Annotated in this window: 28 protein-coding genes; 22 read left to right on the forward strand and 6 right to left on the reverse strand. The window is 63.7% G+C overall.

Going from position 1 to position 22,739, the window contains the following annotated elements; translation table 11 throughout:
* The first annotated feature begins 153 nt into the window (after window positions 1-153).
* Entirely contained in the window at window positions 154-798 is a 645-nt protein-coding gene (locus QY76_RS15720) for a two component system response regulator (protein WP_012847751.1), read from the forward strand.
* Here QY76_RS15720 and QY76_RS15725 read toward each other — a convergent pair.
* The 6 genes from QY76_RS15725 to sctR are packed head-to-tail and all read right to left on the reverse strand — an operon-like array spanning window position 795 to window position 6,950.
* The gene (locus QY76_RS15725) at window positions 795-3,530 is read right to left on the reverse strand and encodes a two component system sensor kinase (protein ID WP_045426287.1); all 2,736 of its coding nucleotides are present in this window, start codon (window positions 3,528-3,530) and stop codon (window positions 795-797) included. The genes QY76_RS15720 and QY76_RS15725 overlap by 4 nt on opposite strands.
* 10 nt (window positions 3,531-3,540) lie before the next feature.
* Window positions 3,541-4,194 (reverse strand): lytic transglycosylase domain-containing protein, encoded by a 654-nt coding sequence (locus tag QY76_RS15730; protein WP_225865142.1) that lies wholly within the window; start codon window positions 4,192-4,194, stop codon window positions 3,541-3,543.
* Window positions 4,184-5,239, reverse strand: a complete 1,056-nt coding sequence (locus QY76_RS15735) for an EscU/YscU/HrcU family type III secretion system export apparatus switch protein (protein ID WP_034171797.1) — start codon at window positions 5,237-5,239, stop codon at window positions 4,184-4,186. The genes QY76_RS15730 and QY76_RS15735 overlap by 11 nt, the downstream gene beginning before the upstream one ends.
* Window positions 5,236-6,018 carry a type III secretion system export apparatus subunit SctT gene (sctT, locus tag QY76_RS15740; protein WP_200901073.1) on the reverse strand — a complete coding sequence of 261 codons (783 nt, stop codon included), beginning with the start codon at window positions 6,016-6,018 and terminating at the stop codon, window positions 5,236-5,238. The genes QY76_RS15735 and sctT overlap by 4 nt, the downstream gene beginning before the upstream one ends.
* Window positions 6,018-6,287, reverse strand: coding sequence for a type III secretion system export apparatus subunit SctS (gene sctS, locus QY76_RS15745; protein ID WP_012847746.1), 270 nt, complete (start codon window positions 6,285-6,287; stop codon window positions 6,018-6,020). The genes sctT and sctS overlap by 1 nt, the downstream gene beginning before the upstream one ends.
* A 15-nt stretch (window positions 6,288-6,302) precedes the next feature.
* The gene (gene sctR / locus QY76_RS15750) at window positions 6,303-6,950 is read right to left on the reverse strand and encodes a type III secretion system export apparatus subunit SctR (RefSeq protein WP_034171798.1); all 648 of its coding nucleotides are present in this window, start codon (window positions 6,948-6,950) and stop codon (window positions 6,303-6,305) included.
* A 179-nt stretch (window positions 6,951-7,129) separates the two neighbouring features.
* Between sctR and QY76_RS15755 the strand changes: the two genes are divergently transcribed.
* From QY76_RS15755 to sctF, 21 genes are all read left to right on the forward strand, one after another.
* Entirely contained in the window at window positions 7,130-7,510 is a 381-nt protein-coding gene (locus tag QY76_RS15755; protein WP_045426291.1) for a type III secretion protein, read from the forward strand.
* Window positions 7,494-9,551, forward strand: a complete 2,058-nt coding sequence (locus QY76_RS15760) for an EscV/YscV/HrcV family type III secretion system export apparatus protein (RefSeq protein WP_045426294.1) — start codon at window positions 7,494-7,496, stop codon at window positions 9,549-9,551. The genes QY76_RS15755 and QY76_RS15760 overlap by 17 nt, the downstream gene beginning before the upstream one ends.
* Window positions 9,538-10,854 (forward strand): FliI/YscN family ATPase, encoded by a 1,317-nt coding sequence (locus QY76_RS15765; RefSeq protein ID WP_034171801.1) that lies wholly within the window; start codon window positions 9,538-9,540, stop codon window positions 10,852-10,854. The genes QY76_RS15760 and QY76_RS15765 overlap by 14 nt, the downstream gene beginning before the upstream one ends.
* Complete coding sequence (locus tag QY76_RS15770) at window positions 10,848-11,216, forward strand: hypothetical protein (protein ID WP_034171802.1); 369 nt, start codon at window positions 10,848-10,850, stop codon at window positions 11,214-11,216. Before QY76_RS15765 ends, QY76_RS15770 begins: the two co-directional genes overlap by 7 nt.
* Window positions 11,213-11,686: a hypothetical protein gene (locus tag QY76_RS15775; RefSeq protein WP_049648901.1), complete on the forward strand. Its 474-nt coding sequence runs from the start codon at window positions 11,213-11,215 to the stop codon at window positions 11,684-11,686. Before QY76_RS15770 ends, QY76_RS15775 begins: the two co-directional genes overlap by 4 nt.
* Complete coding sequence (locus tag QY76_RS15780; RefSeq protein ID WP_045426297.1) at window positions 11,664-12,578, forward strand: translocation protein in type III secretion; 915 nt, start codon at window positions 11,664-11,666, stop codon at window positions 12,576-12,578. The genes QY76_RS15775 and QY76_RS15780 overlap by 23 nt, the downstream gene beginning before the upstream one ends.
* A 293-nt stretch (window positions 12,579-12,871) precedes the next feature.
* Window positions 12,872-13,219 carry a hypothetical protein gene (locus QY76_RS15785; protein WP_045426306.1) on the forward strand — a complete coding sequence of 116 codons (348 nt, stop codon included), beginning with the start codon at window positions 12,872-12,874 and terminating at the stop codon, window positions 13,217-13,219.
* Between the two features lie 25 nt (window positions 13,220-13,244).
* Window positions 13,245-13,835: a secretion protein EspA gene (locus QY76_RS15790; protein WP_034171806.1), complete on the forward strand. Its 591-nt coding sequence runs from the start codon at window positions 13,245-13,247 to the stop codon at window positions 13,833-13,835.
* A gap of 10 nt (window positions 13,836-13,845) precedes the next feature.
* On the forward strand, window positions 13,846-14,313 hold the full coding sequence (locus QY76_RS15795) for a SycD/LcrH family type III secretion system chaperone (protein WP_012847736.1): 468 nt from the start codon (window positions 13,846-13,848) through the stop codon (window positions 14,311-14,313).
* Entirely contained in the window at window positions 14,310-15,746 is a 1,437-nt protein-coding gene (locus QY76_RS15800; protein WP_045426309.1) for a type III secretion system translocon protein, read from the forward strand. Before QY76_RS15795 ends, QY76_RS15800 begins: the two co-directional genes overlap by 4 nt.
* Window positions 15,747-15,761: 15 nt before the next feature.
* On the forward strand, window positions 15,762-16,343 hold the full coding sequence (locus QY76_RS15805; protein WP_045426312.1) for a type III secretion protein: 582 nt from the start codon (window positions 15,762-15,764) through the stop codon (window positions 16,341-16,343).
* Window positions 16,344-16,356: 13 nt separating this feature from the next.
* Window positions 16,357-16,740, forward strand: a complete 384-nt coding sequence (locus QY76_RS15810) for a type III secretion protein (RefSeq protein WP_034171809.1) — start codon at window positions 16,357-16,359, stop codon at window positions 16,738-16,740.
* A gap of 155 nt (window positions 16,741-16,895) precedes the next feature.
* Window positions 16,896-17,387, forward strand: coding sequence for a CDC27 family protein (locus QY76_RS15815; protein ID WP_049648902.1), 492 nt, complete (start codon window positions 16,896-16,898; stop codon window positions 17,385-17,387).
* Between the two features lie 7 nt (window positions 17,388-17,394).
* A complete protein-coding gene (locus QY76_RS15820; RefSeq protein WP_235439426.1) occupies window positions 17,395-18,294 on the forward strand; it encodes a protein EseG in 900 nt (299 codons plus the stop codon).
* Between the two features lie 128 nt (window positions 18,295-18,422).
* Complete coding sequence (locus QY76_RS15825) at window positions 18,423-18,824, forward strand: hypothetical protein (protein ID WP_034171812.1); 402 nt, start codon at window positions 18,423-18,425, stop codon at window positions 18,822-18,824.
* The gene (locus tag QY76_RS19515) at window positions 18,821-19,561 is read left to right on the forward strand and encodes a hypothetical protein (RefSeq protein WP_235439427.1); all 741 of its coding nucleotides are present in this window, start codon (window positions 18,821-18,823) and stop codon (window positions 19,559-19,561) included. The genes QY76_RS15825 and QY76_RS19515 overlap by 4 nt, the downstream gene beginning before the upstream one ends.
* On the forward strand, window positions 19,540-20,301 hold the full coding sequence (sctC, locus tag QY76_RS19520; protein WP_371201654.1) for a type III secretion system outer membrane ring subunit SctC: 762 nt from the start codon (window positions 19,540-19,542) through the stop codon (window positions 20,299-20,301). Before QY76_RS19515 ends, sctC begins: the two co-directional genes overlap by 22 nt.
* A 7-nt stretch (window positions 20,302-20,308) precedes the next feature.
* Window positions 20,309-21,487 carry a type III secretion system inner membrane ring subunit SctD gene (gene sctD / locus QY76_RS15835; RefSeq protein WP_049648903.1) on the forward strand — a complete coding sequence of 393 codons (1,179 nt, stop codon included), beginning with the start codon at window positions 20,309-20,311 and terminating at the stop codon, window positions 21,485-21,487.
* Between the two features lie 10 nt (window positions 21,488-21,497).
* A complete protein-coding gene (locus tag QY76_RS15840) occupies window positions 21,498-21,722 on the forward strand; it encodes an EscE/YscE/SsaE family type III secretion system needle protein co-chaperone (RefSeq protein ID WP_034171815.1) in 225 nt (74 codons plus the stop codon).
* Window positions 21,723-21,806: 84 nt separating this feature from the next.
* Entirely contained in the window at window positions 21,807-22,499 is a 693-nt protein-coding gene (locus tag QY76_RS15845; protein WP_045426319.1) for a helix-turn-helix domain-containing protein, read from the forward strand.
* Window positions 22,500-22,517: 18 nt separating this feature from the next.
* Window positions 22,518-22,739, forward strand: a complete 222-nt coding sequence (sctF, locus tag QY76_RS15850) for a type III secretion system needle filament subunit SctF (protein WP_034171817.1) — start codon at window positions 22,518-22,520, stop codon at window positions 22,737-22,739.

Consider the following 22,739-nt stretch of genomic DNA (forward strand, 5'->3'; position numbering starts at 1 on the left):
AATTTGAATATCGAGAAATGCAATACGCTAAAAGTGGTAGAAAAATCCTAGACGGCAAAAAAAAAGCGTTCAGCACAACCCTGGTTATTCAAATGCCCCGAGCGAGCTGTATGAAGTTTTCAGTGTGCCACTGATTCGGAGTACCCCTTAAATATGACGATTTCTATTTTACCTCTGAACATTCTGATCGTAGAAGATCATGCCTTGCTGGCCGATGGCATCCGTAATCTCCTGGACAGCCAGCCCCGCTACCGGGTCGTGGGCGCCGTATCGAATGGGCTGGCCGTTTATGAGGCCTGCCAGCGCCTCTCGCCCGATCTGGTCTTACTCGACCTGGGTCTGCCGGGCATGGACGGCGTTGACGTGATCCGTCAGCTGCGGCGTCGCTGGAGCGATATGCGCATCGTCGTCGTCACCGCCTCGTCTGAGGCGCGGCGCGGCAGCGAAGCCCTCGCCGCCGGCGCGCTCGCCTATGTCCTGAAGCAAAGCCCGCAGCAAACCCTGCTGGCGGCCATGCAGCATGCCTCGCTGGGAAAAACCTTTGTCGATCCCGCCCTCAGGCTGGACTCCCTGGTGGCCTCGTCCGATATGGCCCAGGAGCCGCCGCTGACCCTGCGTGAACGGCAAATTCTCAAGCTGGTCGCCGAAGGAAAGCGTAACCGGGATATCGCGGAGCTGCTGTCCATCAGCCTGAAAACCGTGGAGACCCACCGGCTCAACCTGATGCGCAAGTTGGATGCCCACAACGCGGCGGAGCTGAGCAACTGGGCCCGCCGCCTGGGAGTTCTGGAGTTTTAATCCACCTCAAATTCACTGTGCACCAAGCGGGATAGGCTTTCCAGCGCCTTGTCTGGCATCGGCATCCCGCCCTCCAGCGCCTGCTCCCAGCGCGCAGCCGCCTCATACACCAGCGTCAGACCACCCTGCCCGGCCAGCCCCTTTAGCGTATGCAACGTCTGCCGCACCGCAGGGGTATCCTGCTGCTCTACCGCCTGCGTCAGCTGCGCCAGGTAGTGCAAGACATCCTCCTGAAGACGCCGCCGCAGCGCGGGATCCTGCCCGAGCAGCGGTATCTCGCCTGCGCTGTTAGGCGACAGCTCGATACCCCGGGTTAACTGTATGTCGGCCGTGTACTCCAGGGCTCGGGACAGCATCGCGGGGGTCACCGGCTTGGTGAGATACTCATTAAAACCGGCGTCCTGCAGCCGCTTGCGCTCTCCGGGCTGCGCATTGGCCGTCAGCGCGATGATCGGGCAGTCGGGATCGAGCATACCGTTCACGCTATCCCGCCACAGATGCAGCGTTTCATCGCCGGACAGCCCCGGCATACGCATATCCATCAGGACCAGATCAAACACGTGTCCACGCCCCAGCACCAGCGCCTCAGAGCCGCTAGAGGCGGTATACACCTTATGTCCCTGCTGGCGCAGCATACGCCCGACGATATCCTGATTGGTATCGACATCGTCCACGACCAGCACCTGCAGCGACCAGGGCGATACCGGCATCCGCTCCCGTACGCCGGTCGCCTGCGTTTCGCCGTCCAAATGCTGCCGCAAACGGCCGGGCAGGTAGCTCAGCTCAGGCGCATCCAGATCGGGGTTGTCGCCCGCCAGGGGGTGGTATCCCCAGGCCGATAGCTGTGGGTGCAGGCAGCGCGGCGCGACAATGCTACCCTTATCCTCCGGCGGCGCGATGGGAACGCTCCCGCTCCCCTCCAGCGGTAGCGTCAGACGAAAACGGGCGCCGATCGCGCTTTTCTCGCAGGAAAGCTCTCCGCCCAGCAGACGTGACAGGCTGCGGGCGATCGGCAGCCCCAGGCCGCTGCCGGCGATGTGGCAATCGACCTGATGAAATGCGGTAAAGATATCGTTAATCCGCGCCTCATCGATGCCCGGGCCGGTATCCTGCACCCGGAAGCAGAGTCGATCCTGCTCGCTCCAGCCGTGCAGCACCACCTCGCCATGGGCGGTAAACTTGACCGCGTTGCCCAGCAGGTTGATCAAAATCTGACGCAGGCGCAGCCCGTCGGTATACAGCGTCTGCGGAAACGACGGCGCCAGCAGGCAGTGCAGGGTCAACCCCTTCTCCAGCGCCGGAACCTGCACCGTCAGCATCGCCTGATCGATCAGCGGCAGCGGATCGAGGTACTCCGGGTTGACCACCATTTGTCCCGATTCTATGCGCGAGAAGTCCAGCAGGTTATTGATGATCTCCAACAGGTGGCGCGAACACTTAAGCCCGGTATCCAGTAAATCACGCTGCTCCGGCGTATTCTCACCGTTCTCCAGCAGCGTCAGCGCGCCGATAATCCCATTCAGCGGGGTACGGATTTCATGGCTGATGCTGTTCAGGTGTTCGCTCTTGTTGGCGCTGGCGCGCTCGGCCTGGCGTCGCGCCCGCTCCAGCTCTACCGTACGCTCGGCAACCCGCGCCTCCAGCTGCGCATACTGCGCCTTGACCGCCGACAGCAGTCGGTTATAGACCTGCGCTATGCGCCCCAGCTCATCCTCTCCCGCCACCACCAGGGGCGGCAGATCGGCAACCGCCACGTTGGGCGTCAGACGCTGCATAATACCGGCCAGCGTACGTCCCAACGTGCGCTGCAGCACTAGGTACAGGAGTCCCACCAGCGCGACCAGCAACAGCAGCGCCACCGGCAGATAGCGGTGCAGCGCGGCAAATGCCGCGTCCGTAATCTGACGGCTCGGCGTAAACAGCAGCAGCTTCCAGCCGACCGGGGCGACCTCGCGGCAGATGGAGAAGACCTCATCAAAATTCCCCTCCATCTCGCGCTGGCACGCCGGCAGGCTCTGACGCAACGCGGCGGACAGCGGGATGATCGGCTGCCCCTCCCGATCGAGCCACACGATCGTTTCACCGCCCGGGGTTTTCTCTACGGCGCTAAAGGAGGGGTGCAGGTTTACCGTCATGCCGACCAGCGCACCGGTGAGCAAATCCCGCTTCGCCGCGATCACCCGCCAGTTTCCACTGACGCTGCGGTAGGGTTTACTCCAGATGATGTGGTTGCCGACGGCCTGCTCGCGCAGCGCCCGGATCTGCTCAATGTGCAGCGGGGTATCGGTCGGCTGGCCGCCGGCGCTGGAGAGCACCACGCCGCCGTCCAGCAGGACGAAGGTATCCACCAGATTGCCCAGACCACCGCTGCCGTAGGCTTCGACAAAGGCCTTCGCGCGGCTGATGCGCGCCGCCGGATCCGGCGGCGCAGTCATATCGTGAATGTAGCGCGCCGTCAGATAGTAGGCGCCAGAGGCAACGCCGTCGTCCAGGCGGTGCCAGCAGCGCATCAGCGTATCCACATCACGGCTGACGTCCAGCAGCTCAGAGCTCAGCTCATAAACCGTTTCCGCCACGGTCGCCGTCAAGCGCCGCTGCAGCGATGACTTGGTCTGCTCAAAGTTCAGCAGCAGCGTCACGCCGGTACTCAGCAGCCAGAACAGGGCAATAAATCCACTGAGGATCAGCGCCAGGCGAAACGAGAGGGAGGTGCGCCAGATATGACGGGACATAGGGGATTCCTTATGTGCGGGAGGACGCCGAAGAGCCCGGAGAGCCAGTGGTTAACAGGCGCCATAGCTGACCAAGGTTACCGACCCCTCCGGACGTATGCACCCCCATTTCCGGCGGTGGCGCGGGCGCCGCCGGTACAGCAGATCGCAGCTGACGGTAGTATTCCAACACCCGCTGCACATAGCGCTGCGTTTCAGGATAGGGGGGGACCGTCCCCCCATAGCGCAGCACGGCGCCCTCGCCGGCATTATAGCCGGCCAGCGCCAAATCCAGCCGCCCATTGAAACGGCGCAGCAGTGTACTCAGATAGCGCGTACCGACCTCCAGATTATCGCGCGGATCCAGCAGCGCGAAACGGCCGAAGCGGGCCGCCGTCTCCGGCATCACCTGCATCAGTCCCATCGCCCCTTTTTCCGATACCGTATCATAACGATAGGAGGATTCAACGGCCACCACCGCCTGGATCAGCCGCGGATCCAGCGCATGCTTCCCCGCCACCTGCCCAATCAGCGACGCATAGCTCGCGCCGCCGGCTATCGCCGATGCCGGCGCCGACGCGACGCGCTCCTCCCCGCTCACCCGATACCATTTGAGCGGGGCCGCGGCGCAGCGCCCGGCCAGCAGCGCCAGCGTCAGCCCCACCCATACCCATTTACGCATCATCGTCTTCCTCCTGTGTATCGTCACGCAGCAGACGCAGGAGCTGGGCCACCGCGACAAACAGCTCTTCGGGAACGTAATCGCCCGGAGAGGTGGTCGCGATCAGCGCGCGCGCCAGTGGGATATTCTCCACCACGGGAATGCGCCGCGCCTCCGCCAGCGCCACGATATGCCGCGCCCGCGCCCCACGCCCATACTCCACCACCTGCGGCAGCGGCGTCTCCCCCTCGCAGTAGCGCAGGCAAACGGCGATGTGGGTAGGGTTGCGTACCACCACCGACGCGCTGGAGACGCTATCGGCCAGGCTGCCGCTCTGGATCTCCCTGTGCAGCTCCCGGCGCCGCTGCTTGATCTCCGGGCTCCCCTCCGCGTTTTTAAACTCCTGCTTAATATCCTCATGCGACATCATCAGCTGCTTACGCAGATGGCGGTACTGCATGCTGTAGTCGACGACGGCGAACAGCGCCGTCAGCAGCAGCAGGATCCCCCATAGCCACAGGGTCATTTTGCCGGTGACCCATAGACCAGCCTCGGCGTCGGCGCGCACCAGCTGCGCAAATGATGCGGCATAGCCGCGGATAAAATAGGTAAAGGTCAGGCCGAGGATCACGATTTTCAGCACCATCTTACCCAGCTCGAACAGCTTGAGCAGGGATACCATCTGCTTGGCGTTATTCAGTGGGTTAATCCGCTCGGCGGAGGGCATGATGGCCTTCGGCGCAAACAAAAAGCCGGTCTCCACCAGCCCGGTTAAGATCAGCGTCACGGCCAACAGCGCGGCCAGGCTGAAGACAAAGCGCACCGCCAGCGCGGCGGCCTTGCCGGTCAGCAGCGCGATAGCGTCGGGCAACGGGAGGTTCAGCGTGGCCAGCGTTGCATCGATGAAGCCGCCGATGGCCGCATACAGCGCCGGCCCCTCCGTCACCATCCAGAGCAAAATGACGGCCAGCTGTACGGTCGCGCTGATATCCTGGCTCTTGGCGACCTGCCCCTCCTCGCGCGCATCGCGCAGGCGCTTCGCCGTAGGCTGTTCCGTTTTCTCACTCATAGCACCTCCGCTAGCTGGCGCAGCAGTCCGCCGTCAAAGCGGGTGAACAGTGCCTGCACGCCATCCAGGGCAAAAGGCAGGCTGATAATCAGCATCAGCAGCACTATGGCGCTCTTAATCGGCATCGATAGGGTAAATACGTTGAGCTGCTGCACCGAGCGGTTAATAAAGCCGAGCGCCAGGTCGACCAGAACCATCATCACCATCGCCGGCATGGAAAAACTCAGCGCCAGGGCGTACAGCAGGTGCCACAAGTGCATCAGCAGGGGAATAAAGCCGCGTCCCCACTGCCAATACTGCCCCGGCGGCAAGTCACCATAGGATGAAAACAGGGCGGCCAGCAGCGCATGAAAACCGCCGCCTACGATAAACAGCACGCCGACCAGCTGGGAAAACAGCACCCCCATCGGCGAGGACTGCTCGCCCAGCAGCGGGTTAAACAGCACGGCGATGGAGGCGCCGCGCATGGTGTCGATAATAAAGCCCGCCATGTTCAAGGCCCACAGCGGCAGCGCCGCCGAAAATCCCAGCAACAGCCCCAGGGCCAACTCCCCCAGCAGCAGCCCCCCATAGTGCAGCGGTGCCTGCAGAGGGCTGGGCAGGACCAGGGCCGCCAGCTGCGGCAGCGCCGGCAGCGCCGCCATCAGCGCCAGCGCATTGCGGATCAGGGCCCCGCCGAGCATCGCGCTGTTGAATAGGGGCATGATCAGCATGATGCCCAGCGGGCGCATCATGGCGATGCCCAATAGCGGCCACCAGTGGTTCAGCTCTGCCATCATCAGCCCCCCATCTGCGCGATCAGATCCATCGCTCTCCCGGCATAGCTAAACAGCGCGCTGCCCATCCAGTGGTAGGTCAGCGCCAGCGTAACGCTGGCGGCCACCAGCTTAATGGCGAAAGAGACCGTCTGATCCTGGATCTGCGTCAGCGCCTGCACCAGCCCCACCAGCACGCCGACCAACGATGCGACCAGCACCACCGGGAGAGAGAGGATCAGAACCAGCCATAGCAGCTCACTGGCCAACTGCACGAGCTGTGCTTTTCCCATAGCGCCTCCCGGGCCTTAGCGGTACGAAAGCAACAGCTGGCCCAGTAGCTTGTCCCAGCCGCCGACCAGAATAAAGACCAGCAGCTTGAACGGCATGGAGATCGTCATCGGCGACACCATCATCATCCCCATGGCCAGCAGGATATTGGAGACGATGAGATCGATGGCGATAAAGGGCAAAAACAGCAGTAGGCCTATCTGGAACGCCTCCACCAGCTGACTGACGGCAAACGCCGGCATCAGTAATAGCAGCGAGTCATCGCTGATCTGGTCTCGAACGGAGGCAGGCCAGCTCTTGGTTGCCACCTGGCGAAAGAAGTGCAGCTGCGTCGCGGAGGTGTGCTGGCGCAGAAACTGACGGTATGGGTCGAGCGTATTGTCGGACAGCCGCGACAGCAGCGTTGTCTGCGCCTCCACAGGCGCATCGGCCAGCCGCGCCTGCACGGCGGTACCGACCGGCGTCATGATGAACAGCGTCAGGATCAGCGCTAGACCGTAAAGCGCAATATTCGGGGGGATCTGCTGTATTCCCAGCGCATTACGTAGCAGGGCAAACACAACGGACAGCTTTAAAAACGAGGTCCCCATTACGATCAGCAGCGGTAGCAGCGAGAGGGTAACCAGAAGCGCGATCAGTTCCGCCGGTTGTTCTGTCAGAGACATGATGGGTTCTCCTCTAGGATCTGCCGACAGTGTTCCCCACTTCCGCCCCGACGCCCATCGGGTAAAGACCTGACCTGCATGGAAAACCCAGGGCTAACGCGACATCAGGTATTCACCCTATGCCTTACTGAATACGGCTCCGCCATCATGAGGGCGCATCACGATCGCGGAGGATATTCATGGACCTACAGTGGCAACGGCAAACCGAACTTTGGCTACGCCTGATGGGCGCCGCCCCTCAGCCGCCGGCGATCAGCCTGACCCTGGGCCGGGATCGCGACCGTATTTTTCTGGAGCAGGATCAAGGGCGGGCGCGCCTAACGCTGGCGCGCAGCCTACCGGTGCCGCAGCTGCAGCCGACGCTGCTGCGCCTGCTGCAGCTCTTACAGCCCGAGGCCGGCGGCGGGATCCCGCTGCGAGCCTGGCTGGCGGGCGATGCGCTGTGGATTTCAGCGGCGGCGCCGCCTGACAGCGGCGCCGAGCAGTGGCGCGAGCTGGCGCGCCGTCAACGGCGCCTGCTCGATCGCGTGATGGAGAATCCCCATGAAAACGGTCAATAGCTGGCTACACAAGATCACCGCGCGCCAAGACATCATTCTGGCGGCCATGTTGTTACTGGCCGTTTTCATGATGATCATTCCCCTGCCGACGCCCCTGATAGACATCTTGATCGCCATCAACCTCACGCTATCGATCACCCTGCTGATGATGGCGGTCTACATCCGGGAACCCATGGAGTTCTCCGCCTTTCCCTCCGTTTTGCTCATCACGACGCTGTATCGTCTGGCGCTGACCATCAGCACCAGCCGCCTTATTCTGCTGCAGCACGATGCCGGCGAGATCGTCTATACGTTTGGCAACTTTGCCGTGGGGGGCAACCTGGCCGTCGGCCTCATCGTGTTCGCCATCATTACCGTCGTGCAGTTTATCGTGATTACCAAAGGCTCTGAGCGCGTGGCCGAGGTCAGCGCCCGCTTCTCCCTCGACGCGATGCCGGGCAAGCAGATGAGCATCGACGGCGATATGCGCGCCGGGATTATCGATGCGACAGAGGCCCGCCGTCAGCGGGCCCTGGTTCAGAAAGAGAGCCAGCTCTATGGCGCGATGGATGGCGCGATGAAGTTTGTCAAAGGGGACGCCATCGCCTCGATCATCGTCATACTGGTCAATATCGTCGGGGGAATCTGCGTCGGCGTGTTTATGCATGAGATGAGCGCGGGCGATGCGGCGACGACCTACGCCATCCTGTCCGTCGGCGATGGCCTGATTGCCCAGATCCCGGCGCTGCTCATTTCGATCGCCGCCGGGATCATCGTCACCCGGGTCCCGGGGGAAAGCCGGCGTAACCTTGCCAGTGAGCTCACCGAGCAGATCCTGCGCCAGCGTCAGGCGCTGTGGATCGTTGCCGCGGTGCTGGCCCTGTTTGCCGCCCTGCCCGGCTTCCCTACCCTGATCTTTATCGGCCTTGGCGCGGGAGTGGCCGCCATCGCCTACGCGCTGAGACGCAAAGAGCGGCAGCGCTCCCCGCTCGCCGCCGGCCAAACCGCAGATCCGCGCGACGAGAGCGGACAGGAGGGCGTGCCGCTGCTCATCGGCGCAACGCCGCTCGCGCTGCGCCTGCCCGCCGCACTGGCCCGCGATCCCTCCCTCGCCCAGGCGCTGGCCACGCTGCGGGCGGAGAAGCTGGAGCAGGCGGGTCTGCCGCTGCCGGAGATTCAGATCCAGACAGATAACGGCCTGGGCCCGGATCAGTTTACCCTGCTGCTGTATCAGGAGCCGGTGCTCTCGATGACCCTTCCTCACCTTGCCCTGCTCGATCTCGCCGCGCCCGCGCTGCGCCAGGTCGACCACCGGGAGACGCTCCCCTTCGGCGGGATCACGCTGCAGTGGCTCTCTCTGGAGCAGGCCGAAGGCAGCGCCGCCATCGGCCTGCACCGCTATCAGGGCAATGACCGGATTGCCTATCTCGTCTCATTGGCACTGGATCGCTACGGCGCCGAGTTCATCGGTGTCCAGGAAGCCCGCTATCTCATGGATCAGATGGAGCAGCGCTACGGCGAACTGGTCAAAGAGCTGCAGCGCCAGCTGCCGGTCGCACGGGTCGCCGATGTTCTGCAGCGCCTGGTCGCGGAGAGCGTCTCCATCCGCGATCTGCGCGCCGTCTTTGAAGCGCTGGTCGAATGGGCGCCGCGGGAAAAGGATCCCGTGATGCTGGCCGAATATGCCCGACTGGCCCTACGCCGCCACATTATCGGGCGCCAGCGCCACGGCCAGCCCTGGGTCAAGGCCTGGCTTATCGGTAGCCGGATTGAACAGATGGTGCGCGAGTCTGTCCGCCAGACCTCTGCGGGCTCCTACTCCGCGCTCTCGCAGCAGGAGAATCAGGCGATTCTGGCCGAGATCCACGCGGCGCTGGAGCGCAGCGGCGCCGTCAATACGGCCATCGTAACCGCGATCGATATCCGTCGATTTATCCGTAAGCTGATCGAGCGTGAGCTGTTCACCACCGCCGTACTCTCGTTTCAGGAGCTGGACGATGAGGCGGAACTCAAGGTATTAGGGCACATTGAGCTGATAGGAGACACCCATGCGGCTGCCTGACACTCAGAAGATCCTCGACCTGCTCGGCAGCCCCACCCTGCCGTCGGTGACGGGAGAGCGCCTGGAGGGGCGTCTGCTCACCGTCGGCGCGACATTATTACGCGCCCATCTGCCCGGGGTCGGGCTTGGCGAACAGTGCACCCTGCCCGACGGCGGCCCGGCCGAGGTGGTCGCGATCGAGGGGGATCAGGCGCTGCTCTCGCCCTACCAGCCGCCGCTGGGCCTCGCCAACGGCATGCTGGTGACCCCCAGCGGTGCGCAGGCCCGCATCGGCGTCGGCGAGGCGCTGCTGGGGCGGGTCATCGATGCGCTGGGGCAACCGGCGGACGGGAAACCGCCGCCGCAGGCCACGCAGTGGCGATCGCTGGAGAGCCCCGCGCCAGATCCCCTGCAGCGGGCCCCTATCGATACCCTGCTGCCGATGGGCGTTCGCGCCATCGATGCCGCGCTCAGCGTCGGCGTCGGCCAGCGCCTGGGCATCTTCTCTCCGGCCGGCTGCGGCAAGAGCACCCTGCTCGGCATGCTGGCCGCCAATAGCCAGGCCGAGGTCGTCATCTTGGCGCTGATCGGGGAGCGGGGACGCGAGGTGCGGGAGTTTATCGAACAGATCATGTCCCCCGAACTGCGCGCCCGGAGCGTTGTCATCCTGGCGACCTCGGATCGGCCGGCGTTGGAGCGGATCAAGGCCGCCGATACCGCGACCGTCATCGCCGAATACTTTCGCGATCGCGGACACCACGTACTGCTGTTGGTCGATTCGCTGACCCGCTACGCACGCGCGATCCGTGAAATCGCGCTGGCCGCCGGCGAGCCGACGGTCAGCGGCGGCTATCCCCCCAGCCTCTACGCCCGCCTGCCCCGGCTGCTGGAGCGGGCAGGCCCCGCCGCCTGCGGCAGCATTACGGCGTTCTATACCGTACTGGTAGAGCAAAAGAGCGACCCGCTGGCCGAAGAGGTCCGCTCGCTGCTGGACGGGCATATCGTGCTCTCACGCCGCCTGGCCGAAGCCAGCCACTATCCCGCCATTGATATTCTGGCCAGCGTCAGCCGAGTGATGTCGCAGGTCGTTACGCCACAGCACCGCCAGGCGGCCAACCGCCTGCGCCACCTCCTGGCGACCTGGCAGGAGATCGCGCTGCTGGTGCGGGTGGGCGAATACCGCCCGGGGCAGGATGCCGACGCGGATGACGCGATGGCCCGCCGGGAGGCCATCGCCACTCTACTGTGCCAGAAAACCGATGAACGCTGCCCGCTGGCCGCCACCCTCAGCGCGCTGTACAGCGCAGTAGGCCAGCCATGCTGACGCAGCTACGCGATATCAAGCGGCTACGCGAACGCGGCCTGCGCAGCACGCTGGCCCAGCTGGCCGATGAGGCTGACAGCGTACGGCGGCGACAGCAGCAGCTCCAGACGCGGCTATCCGCGCTGCAGATCCGCTGGCGCACCCTGAATCAGCAGACGGGCTGCCTGGATCATTTGGCGCTGGGACGCCTGCGCAGCGCCCAGTCGGCCATGGAGAGCGAATCGCAGCGGCTGCGCCATGAGCTGGACACGCTGGCCGCGGAGCAGGGACGCATCAGCCAGCTGCGCGGTGAACACGAAACGCAGCTGCGCCTCAACCTGCGCGAACAGGAAAAATTGAAACTGCTGGAGGAGAGCGAATGATTACGCCGTCTTATGGGCCCACTTCCGGCCACGCCCCGGCCACGGATCGCGACGGACGCCGCCCCCGGCGCGACGCCGACGCCGATCGTGACGCCGAGCGTTTCCGTCAGCTGCTGGCGCCGCCAGCGCCCCTCCCCGAGCCTCACCGCGCCGCCGACGATGCGACGCCTCCGGACACGCCAGGGCATCGCGCGCCGGGCGGCGGCATCCTGCCGGAGCTCCCGCGCCCCACGCCCCTGCCGCTGTCCGCGGAGGGGCTGCAGCTGCGGGCAGCCAGCGGTCCGCTCGCCGGACTGATGGTGACGGCGGGATGGCACGGCGGACGGCTGATACTGCGCCTGTCTGCCCCCTCCGGCGCCCTGCGCGATCGTCTGGCGCAGACCGGCGATACGCTCGGCGCCACGCTCTCTGACCTGCTGGGGATCCCCGTAACCGTGGAGACAGCCTATGAACCTTGCCGCCCCCTTTAGCAGTGAGTCGCTGTTCTTTCTCAGCCGCCTCGACGCCAGCGCTGAGATAAACGGCCTGCGGATCCAGGCCGATCAACACCGCCCCTCGGGATCGGGGCTGCGCCTGGAGAGCCGCTGTGACGATCTCGCCATCGCGCTGTGGGTCGGCGCGGAGTGGAGTCGCTGGCTGGCGCCGCAGCTGGCGGCCCCCTCCCTGGCGCAAATTGAGCCCGATCTCCACCCGGCGGTTGCGGGCTGGCTGCTTTCACCGCTGAATGTGTGGCTACAAGCGGCGTCGCTGCCCGAATTGGCCTCGCCAACCCTGCATCAGGCCGAGGCGCCAGAGCGCTGCTGGCGCTTCACCTTTACCCGCGCCGACGCCCGCTTGTCGCTCTATATTACGCAGATCGCTCCCGGCCTCTTGACGCGCTGGCTGGCGGCGCTAGCGCCGCCGGCGCAGCGGGAGCATACGCTGCCGTTAGTCCTCGGCTGGTGCTGGCTCTCGGCGGAAGAGGCGGCCAAGATCGCCCCCGGAGATGCGCTGCCGCTGCAGGGGATGGCTCCCCAGCCCGACTGCTTCTGGCTCGCCTCCCCCGATAGCCCCGAGCAGCTACGCCTCCACGACGCAGAGAGCGGCGTCGTCGTACGGGCAACGCTGCCCACGGTCGCGCTCACGGCCGCCGACGAACTCTGCCTCCTGGCCGAGGCCGGCCGCGTCAGCCTCAAGGCGGAGAGCCTGGGAGAGTGGGCGCCCGGCCTAGAGACACCGCTCAACGCCTGTGCCTACCCGCGCCTGCAGCTCTCCCTGCGGGGCATCCCATGGGCGGAAGGAACGCTACTGCGGCTAGACGATGGCTGGGCCGTGCGGATCACCCGTCGGATATCGGCCGTCCCCGATGCGCGGGAAGGATAGCCCCGGCGCGGACGACGCACAGGGGGAGCGGCGCCCCGGCGCCCGCGCAAACCATCGAGCGCCGCCGGCGCAGGCCGGCGGCACGGCCCACCTCAGCCCCATCCTAGAGTAAAACAAACGTAAATTCAGGTAATTACCCGATATCTCCCGCACGAAATCAGCGCAGATAATACGTTGATGCAAAAGAGTCCGACCCCGACGACCAAACAGCAAACGTTATGCAACTTCTCGAAAGTTCGCCCGTTAACGGCGTTCTAGCATCACCTTATCGGTAGCCAATAGGAGGTTTCACTATGAGCCAACACGCCATTCATCCCCTTTTGCAACTAATGCAAGACCTACAGCGGCGTCAGCGCAAACTTGGCGAACAGATCGACTCCTTTCACGCGTTACAGCAAGAGATCGCCGCGCTCCATGAACGCGCGCCCCGCGACCCACAGGCCCGCCAGCGGCTTGAGCGATTCAGTCACGCGATGCGCGAAGAGATAGCCCCGCTGCGTCAGCAGCTCGACAGCAGCATCAGCCGTCTGCAAACGCACTTTTCCGCCCTTGGCGCCACCCTGAGACAGGGCGCTGGCCAGGCGCCGTCACGCCCCGGCGGCGCCGGTCACTCCCCGGCGATCGGGCATGACTTCATCTAACGCCATCCCATCAGAGGAGAGCACTATGTCCATCAATATCGACAGCCAAGGTGGTGTAACCCACATCGGCGCCAACGGTTACGACCTGGATCGTATGGCGAGTCAGGGCGATAGCATCATGTCCGAAGGAATCAGCGTGCTGTACCAGTTCATGACGCTATTCACCGATCTGGCGCAGGGAAAATATGACCAGATGAAGGCCAAGGCCGACCGGGCCAGAAACTCCCAGCAGGTGGCCAATCAGATCGATGCCATCATCGCCAAGTTCAAAAAAGCGGGCGATACCGGCGATCTTCCGCCCGATGTGCTCAAGTATCTGCGCGATCACAACATCAATATCACGGTACAAGACGACGGTAAAAACGCCACCAGCGACATCGACAGCTACCTGAAAAGCATCGGCCACCCTGATGGTAAGGGGCTGGACAAGGGGGAGCTTGACGTAATTAAGGGCGCGCTGGAGACCGACTCGGGGCGCAGCTCCGACTTCGTCACCCAGGCTCAGCTGCAGATCCAGAAGACCATGCAGTCCTATAACGTCTGCGTCAGCCTCATCAACAGTATGCAGACGCTGCTGGCCGAGATGAACAAAGCCATCGCCCAGAATATCCGCTAAGGAGGCCACGATGACCGAACAGGACGATCTCGCTACGCTGCATGGTTTTTTCAACCAGGGTGGCACCCTACAGGCGCTGATGGATATCGCCCCCGACGATCTTGACCATGTCTACAGCTATGCCTGCCAGCTATTCGACGCAGAGGACTATGCCGGCGCCAAACGCTTTTACCTGCTGCTGGCCCGCCTCTCCCACTGGCAATACGAGTACTGGCTCTCCCTGGGGCTGTGCTGTCAGCGCCTGGAGGAGCACGATCAGGCCGTATTCTGCTTCGGTCAGGCCGGCCTGCTGCGGCTGGACGACCCCCAGCCGGCCTATCTAGCGGGCCTCAGCTATCGACAAATGGGGCAGACGGCGCTGGCCGGCAAGGCCTTCAGCGCGGCGTTGAAATGGTGCGCCGCCAAGCCGCAGTACCAGGCGATCAAGGGGGAAATACTGCGTCAGTTCACACCGGTGACCGAGGAGACACAGCCATGAACAATATCACTGAGACCCGCTATACCACGCCGCCGCTGGGGGGCAGCGCGCAAAACGACAGCGTGCAGTCACAGCACGATCACCCGCAGATTGGCGCCGGCGCACTGGATCCGCTGCGTTCCCCCCCTCAGCGTCAGCAGGATCACGACCCTAAGCGCGAGTTTCATCGCCCGCCCGCGCCCCGTCAGCCCGTGACGCTGCGCCTCGCAGAGGGCGCACTGAACCGCATTCTGGACATCTTTGGCCCCCGCGTCGACGGCAAGCCGCTGACGGTCACCGATATCGAGCGCACGCCGATGGAGGCGATGACGCTAGCCGCCTCTCTGCTGGGGGTCAAGGCGCTCGGCGACAATGCCAATCTCAAAGCGCTGGCCATGGAGATCCGCACCCACGGCGCCGAAAGCCTACGTCTGCGCCAGAATGAAGATCTGCGTAAACAGGTGGAGAAATCCATCGAGGATCAGGCCAAGGCGCAGAAAGCGGGGATTTTCTCCGCCATCGTCGACTGGATCGTCTCCATCGCCGAGGTGGTCAGCGGCATCGGCAAAATCCTAATCGGCGACTTTGCCGGCGGCGCCATGGACGTGGCGGCGGGATGCGCCGGGTTGGTGAAAGCCGCCTGCGAAACCCTGGCGCTGATCGATAAGGACAATGCGGAAAAATACCAGTCTATTGCCGACGTCGCCGGAAAGGTACAGCTGGCCTTCGAGATCGCCGGCATGGCCGTCGATCTGGTCAGCGTCGGGCGCGGAGTCATGGCGAGCAAGTCCATCGCCAAAGCGACGGAAACCGTCATGGAGGGGGCGGCCGGCGAAGCGCTACATACCGCCGTGACCCAGGGCAGCGAGGCCGCGATAAAGACCGCGGCTGCAGAGATAGGCAAGCAGGTTGCCGAACAGGTCTCCGAGCAGGTCACCCGCAGCCTGGCCGAGCAGAGCGCTCGCTTCCTGGGCCAGGGCCATCTCCTGGAGGCGTTCAGCAAGCAGGCCATCGAGCAAATGGTCACGCGGGCGGTCGAGACCGCCGCGAAAAGAGCGCTCCAATCCGGCGTCGAGATATCGGCCAAGGAGCTGAGCAAGCAGGTCATTAAAGAGGTGCAGCGCGAGGTCATCAAAGCCATCGTCGGCGCCTGCATCGACAGCGTGGCCAACAATGCGAAGTCAGCCACCCGCAGCACCCTGCAGAGCGTTAACGGCGTCTACCAAGGCGTTATCACCAAGGAGCGGGCCGAGCTCCAGAAAGTCATCCAGCAGCTGATCAATGAGACCGACTTTATGCAGTTCATGCTGGATGAGTTTGAAAAAATCAAAAAACGCGCCAAAGAGAATATCGGCAGCCTGATGGACGGGGCAGGCAAAGCCCTCTCCGCCGCGGCGGATACCCAGCAAAAGAGCGGCGCCATGCTCAGCAGCATCGCCGCCAATATCGCCTGAACCAAGGAGCAGACTATGAGTACCATCGACAGCGGCAGCCTCGGCGTTAACGGCATTACCCCACCGGACAGCCATCGCTACGTTTCGGGGGATCGCGGCGGCGACGCCATCGGCCAGCTGAATGAGCTGATGGTTCAGCTTGGAGAGCTGTTTGGGAAGCTGCGCGATGTGCTGCGCCAATATCAGCAGACGCAGCAAAGCAACGCGTTCAAGATGCAACAAACAGCGTATGACACTCGAGTGGATGCCATCGATAAAGACTTTCAGGCCAAGCAGGCCCAGGCTATCGCACAAATCCTCGGCGGCATCGCCCAGGCCTTTGGCGGCGCGTTCGGCGAACAGGCGCATACCATTAGCAATGGCGTTAACAGCATGACGCAGGGGATCGTCGGCGTCGGCTATGTCAATGATATGTCCCGTCAGGCGCAGGAGGAGCAGGCGCTATCCGAATATCAGCACGGCCTGGCTGCCCAGCAGCTTAAGCGGGCGGATGAAACGCAGGAAAAGGCGCTCAGAGTCTCCGGCGATCTGCGCGAGATACTGACCACCCTGAATCAGGCCCACGAGCGTATTGCCAGCAGCGTACGCATGTCCTGAAGGAGGTGACACGATGGATGACGTCAGCCGTTTCATGGTGGCAGAGGGGCTACACCCGGCGCCGGCGCACTTCCTGGAGAGCGAGTTTCTCATGGGGCAGCGCATCGAAACCCCGCGTTTTCACCTCACCTATCGGCAGGAGGGGGAACGTCTGATCCTCTGTGACTTTACCGCCCGCAATGACGATGGGCAGGCCGTTATCGCCCTGATGGGACTCCTGCGCCGCCTCATCGGCGCGCTTCCCCTGCTGCGCTATATCGATGCCATGATCCTGCCCGCGCCCCACGATCGGGCGCTGGATAGGATGCGACGGCGCCTGACGGATGTGATGCTGGCGGAAGGCGCGCAGCCCATACGTCTGGATGATGCGCTGTGGCTGCGCTATCGCTGCCGTTAACCGCCCAATCAACGCCGGCCAGCGCTCCGCCGCAGGGGAGAATGGCCGGCTCCCCGAAATCATAATGCCAAAAGCCAAAGCCGCCCCGCTTTGCCAAAGCCCCGGAGGAAAGGCCCTGATAATGTAATAATATATCATATCAATTGGAGAACACTATGACGTCCGCATCGCTCTCCGCCCAGGCTGAAAACGTGGCGCGTCGCTGTCTGGCGCTGCTTGAGGGGAAGGAAACCCAGCGTCCCCTCAGCGGCGCCAGCCAGGATGAAATGGAGGCCCGCTATGCGCGCGGCTGCCAGGCCCTGAACGACGGCGATATTCACGAGGCGACGGCCACGTTCGCTTTTCTCTCCCTACAGCAGCCGCTGGAACGGCGCTTTACCTTCGCATTTGCCTGCGTACTGCTGCAGCAGCAGGAGTATCGCCAGGCGCTGACCCTCTTTAGCTATTCCCTCGCGCTGCAGGCTAACGATCCCTTTACCCCGTTTCATATGGCGGAGTGCCTGTTTGCGCTGAGAGAGCCTGACGCCGCCATGGATGCATTGGATGCCACGATTGCGCTGTGCTATGGCCAGGCCGACGCCAACCCACGCTATACACCTCTGCGTCAGCGGGCACAGGACCTGCTGGATACGCTTAATCAACCTTAAGGAAGCCATGATGATCAACGGCGTTTTCACCGAAGCACCGCTGCCGCCCTCCGCAACGCCGAGGAGTGAGCCCGCGCCTGGCCGCAGGGATATCGCAACCCAGTGCGATCTGCTGGGCATTGAGGCGCCGCGCAGCCGGGCGCCGGGCGCCCCAATCCCCTTGGATCAGCTCAGGGCACAGGCGCAGGAGGCCGAGCAAAAGGCCAAGGCCTGCGGCGTCGAGATGGCGAAACGCGCCTTTGTCGCCAAAGTGCTCACCCTGGTCGCGGCCAGCGCCGTGCTGATCACTGCCGCGCTGATCACCGGACTCACCGCCGGCGCCGGCGTCCCCCTGCTGACGCTGGCCAGCGTCGGGTTCACCCTCGCCGTCGGCGATGTCGCCTGTGCAGCCTATGACTGGAACCACAAAAAAAATGGCGGCGGAGGACTCGCCATGGGCAGCGACGCTATCGGCAACGCGATCCACTGGCTAGGGAAAACCGGCGGCGCCAGCGACGAAAGGGCACGCCAGGTCGCCGCCTATGGCTCACTGCTGGCGCGCAGCGCCGTTACCGTCAGCACCGTCGCCGTCAGCGGATTTCTTCCCGTCGCCGCCCCTCTCGCCCTGCAAACCACGATCCCGGCGCTGACCCTGGGCAGAACGATGATAGAGATCAGCGCTAACGCGATTAAAACCAACGAGACCCACCATGGCATCGTTCAGCGCGTCCATGAGATCAGCGCCGGCCGGGCCTGGGGCCGCGTAGAGATAGCCCAGAGCGAACAGCGGGCCGACCGCGATGCCGATGAACGGAGGATATCGGCGCAGCTGGCAACGCTGGAGAAAACCCGCGCATTTCTCCTCCAAACCCTCAGTCAAAGCGGCGCCGGGTCTGCGCCGCCGACGCGACGCTACAGCTTTGCCTGACCCCCACCCTCTCGCCTCATGAACATACCGGCGGCGCCCCTGCGGCCGGTATGCCCGCGCGGCCCTTGCCCATCAACTCAGGTATGCACCCGATACGCAGCGGGACGCCGCCGCTTTACCCTGATGACATGAACAGAAAACTGAATCCCCGCCAGGCGCTGCAGCAGCTGGCGATGTACCTCAGCCATGCCGACTGGTCCCAGGGGCAGCAGAGCCTCACGGGTACCCTGCAGGGTAGGCGTCTGAAAGGACGCTATTTTGCCAGCGGTATGTGCGTGGCGATAACGATCGCATGGCCGCTGGCGCAGGCTAGCCAGGCGTGCCTGCTGCTGGCGGCGAGCCCGGAAACGCTGGACGACGCGCTCTACGTTGAGCAGGAGCAGTTCTGGCTCCTGCGTCGCTATCCGCCGTTGCTGACGGAGGCAGAGCTCGATCTTTTACTGCAGCAGCAGCTGGCGATGGCGGGGCTACTGATGCCCGCGGTTCGGGAGCCGCATCCCACAGGCCCGTTCATTGGGAGGTATGCATGAGAATCATCGTCCTACTGCTCTTACTCTGCGGTGGATTTTCCGCCTCCAGCCTGGCGCAGCCCATCCCCTGGCGCGGCGCCCCCTTTTTTGTCTCCAGCCAGAGCGCCACGCTGGCCTCTGTGCTGCGCGATCTTGGCGCCAACTCCGGCGTGCCGGTGGTGGTCAGCCCCCGCATCACCGAGTCCTATGCGGGCGAGCTCCGAGATACGCCGCGCGGCACAATACTGGCCGAGCTAAGCCGGCTGTACCAGCTGCTGCCCTACTACGATGGCAATACGCTGTATATCTATAAGGCTCAGGAGATGGAGCAGGCCACGCTGGCGCCCAGTTACCTGGCGGGATCCGTGCTCAAACGCCTATTACAACGCAGCGGGCTGCTGGACGGCTATGCCTGCCAGGTCCGCCAGGTCGCCAGCGCCAACGCCCTACAGGTCAACGGCGTCCCCGCCTGCCTCAGCCAGGTGACGACCCTGGCCAAACAGCTGGACGAGCAGGATCTTAACCTGGAGCAAAACCGTGAAACCGTCGCCGTTTTCCCGCTCAAGTATGCCAACGCCAGCGACACCAGCTACGCCTACCGCAGCCAGAGCGTCGTCGTCCCTGGGCTGGTATCGGTACTGCGCGAGATGGCGCAGGGACACGCCATGCCGCTTCCCGACAGCAAGAGCGGCCCCCCCCTAGCAATGGCAGCGGCCTGCCCACCTTCTCGGCTGACCTGCGCCAAAACGCGGTATTAATCCGCGATCGTAAACAGAATATGGCGCTCTACCGCCAGCTTATCCAACAGCTCGACAAACGCCCGACCCTGATCGAGATCTCCGTGACTATCATCGACGTGGATGCCGGGGATATCAACGAACTGGGCATTGACTGGTCCGCCTCCGCGCGCATCGGCGGCGGTCAGGTCAGCTTCAACAGCGGCGGGCTCAACGCCGACAGCTTCTCTTCGCTGATCTCCAACTCCGGCAGCTTTATGGTGCGCCTCTCCGCCCTGGAGCAGCAGTCCAAGGCCAAGATCGTTTCACGCCCCTCGGTCGTCACGCTGGACAATGTGCAGGCGGTGCTGGATCGCAGCATCACGTTCTACACCAAGCTCAGAAGCGAGAAGAACCCCAAGCTGGAGGCGATTACCGCCGGGGCGCTGATGCGCGTTACGCCGCGCCTTATCCGGGAGAGCGCTGGCAATAAGATATTGCTGATCCTCAATATCGAAGACGGACGCCAGGGGGCACCGCTCAGCCAGGCGGAGTCCCTGCCCCAGGTGCAAAACGCGGAGATCGCCACTCAGGCGACGCTAAATCTGGGGCAGGCCCTGCTGCTGGGTGGCTTTGTGCAGAATGAAAACACGCAGGGCGTCCGCAAAATTCCGCTGCTGGGCGACATTCCCCTGATCGGCGGACTGTTCCGCAGCACCGATCGCAAGATACACAGCGTAGTACGTCTGTTTCTGATTAAAGCCGAGCCCCGCCAGATGTGAGGTAACCATGGAGACCTGCTTCAAGCTTACGTTGCTCAATGGCCCCCTACGGGGACAGGCGCTGCGGCTGCCCGCAGGCGAGTTTACCCTTGGCGGGCGCGAGGAGAACGATCTGCACCTGGCGCTGGAAAGCGGCGGTAGCGCCTCGCTATCGGTCACCGCCCAGGGCGTCAGCCTCGCTACCCCTACCGCCTGCTGGGTTGGCGGCCGCCCCTGGCACGGCGAACGCCTGCCGTTAAATCAGGGAATCGATCTCGCCGGCATCCACTTTGCGCTGACCGACGGTGACAGCGATACGCCGCTGCCGCAGATGGCCAAACGCCGCGCCATGCTGCTGTATCCCCTTCTCGGCGCGCTGCTGCCGACGCTTGGGATCATCGGTCTCCTTTGGCCCAGCGCGACGCCGACGCCCCCCTCCCCGCGCTCATGGCTGCCGCAGGCGCTGCAAAGTGAGCCGGGGCTACAGGCCATCTGGCAGAGCAGCGGGGATCTGCTGCTGCGCGGCCACTGCCAGGAGAGCGGGCGCCTGGCGGCGCTGCGTCAGCGCCTGCAGGCCAGCGGCATCCATCTGCAGCAGGAGGCCGTGTGTAACGATACGCTGCGCCAGGCGCTACGGGCGCTGCTGAATAGCTATGGCTATCAGAATATGATCATCACACTGCAGGATAACGGCGACGCCGCCATCGACGGCGATTTCCAGGGCAATAGCGCTCCCCTGGCCCAGGCGCTGGATCGGCTGCCGGGCCTGGGACGCTGGCAGTTTACGGACAGCGGCGCACAGACGCTGGCACGGCTGATCAATGCCCTGCGTACCGAGGGGCTGCTGGAGGGCATCAGCGCGCGGCGCACCGAGCACGCCTGGCTGCTTTCAGGGCACATTGCGCCGCCGCAGCAGGCGCGCCTGAACAGTTTACTTCAGCGCCTCAACCGGCAGGGTGAGGGAGATACGCTGCCCCTGCGCTTTATCGGTATGGCGGGAGAGTTCGACGCCGGCGATCTCCTGCCCGCGCCGATCGCCGGCGTCGGCGGCGCCGATGATGCCCTATATCTGCAGTTGAGCAACGGCATGCGGCTGCTCCCCGGCGCACCGCTCAGCCAAGGCATGCGCATCGTCCAGGTTACGGCCAGCGGCGTCTCGCTGGCGGGTCGACTGCGCCTTGTTTTTATCCCCCTACACTCCCGTTGAGAGGCTCCCTATGCCAACCCTAACGCATCTCGAAGATTCGCTTCGCCAGGATCCGCACGGACACCAGCGCCAACGCCTGATCGACTGCCTCAATGAGGCCGCGCGGCGTTTGGCCCTGGCCCTGCGCCAGCCGCACAGCGCCGACGAGTACGCCCGCCTGGAGCGTCAGCGTCAGTCGTGTCTGGCCGCGGTACGCGTCATCGATACCCTGTGGACCCTGCATCAGAGCACCTGATCGCCGCTAACTCAGGTGATGACCCGATAGGGGAAATTTACCCGGTCGCTATGATGGCCTTAGTACCTCAGTCAGGAGCACCTCATGCCCAATTTGCATCTACTGCTCGTCACCGGTCCAGATAACATCGCGCTCCTGCCGGAGCCCGGCGTACTGCTGATCGCTGACTCACGACCTCCCGGCATCGCATCGACCCGGCATACCCGGCTATTTAGCTATCCGTGCAATCTTCTGCACAGCATCTGCCGGGACTTGCAGCACCTGATGTACAGCGGCCCGGACCCCGTCTCTCCCCCTCAGCCGTTACCCATCGCCATGGCGCCGAGCCTGCTGAAAACGCTGCTGCGGCTCGCGGATGCCGATGATGAAACCATGCTCAGGCTGGTCTTGGCCTACAGCCTGACCCTGGAGTGTCAGCGGACGTCGACCCTGCTGCGATCGCTGTTGACCGCCGATGCCGACCTGTTCGACACGCTCTATCGCCATCGGCTCGAGCCCTGGCCGGTGGCGCGCTATGCCGATCTCTTCGGCCTGTCGCAGCGTAAGTTCAACCAGCTGTTCAACGATAAGTTTGGGATGGCGCCGAAACGCTGGCTGCTGCGCCAGCGCCTGGGCCATGCCCGTCAGTTGCTCGAAACCACCTCCAAAAAGGTGATCGACGTAGCGCTGGAGTCCGGATTCTGCAACGCCGCCCACTTCTCTGACTGCTTTCGGCGCCACTTCAGTCAGTCGCCGAGCGAAGTGCGCCGGGCCAGCCTTCACCACCGCGCCGGCTAAACACGGTAAGGAGCCTATATGAACATTGAGGATATCGTCTCTCAGCTGGGCAATCAGGTTTCCCGCATGTCTAACGATGCGCACACGGTTATCACCTCCGGCAGCGTCAACAACGATCCGCAGGCCATGCTGAAAGCCCAGTTTGCCATGCAGCAGTACTCCGTCATGATCGGCTATCAAAGCTCGGTCATGAAAACCGTCAAAGACATGATGATGAGCATCATCAGCAAAATAGGGTAA

Origin of the sequence: Edwardsiella sp. EA181011 (genome assembly GCF_000800725.1) — a bacterium.
Classification (GTDB): domain Bacteria; phylum Pseudomonadota; class Gammaproteobacteria; order Enterobacterales; family Enterobacteriaceae; genus Edwardsiella; species Edwardsiella anguillarum.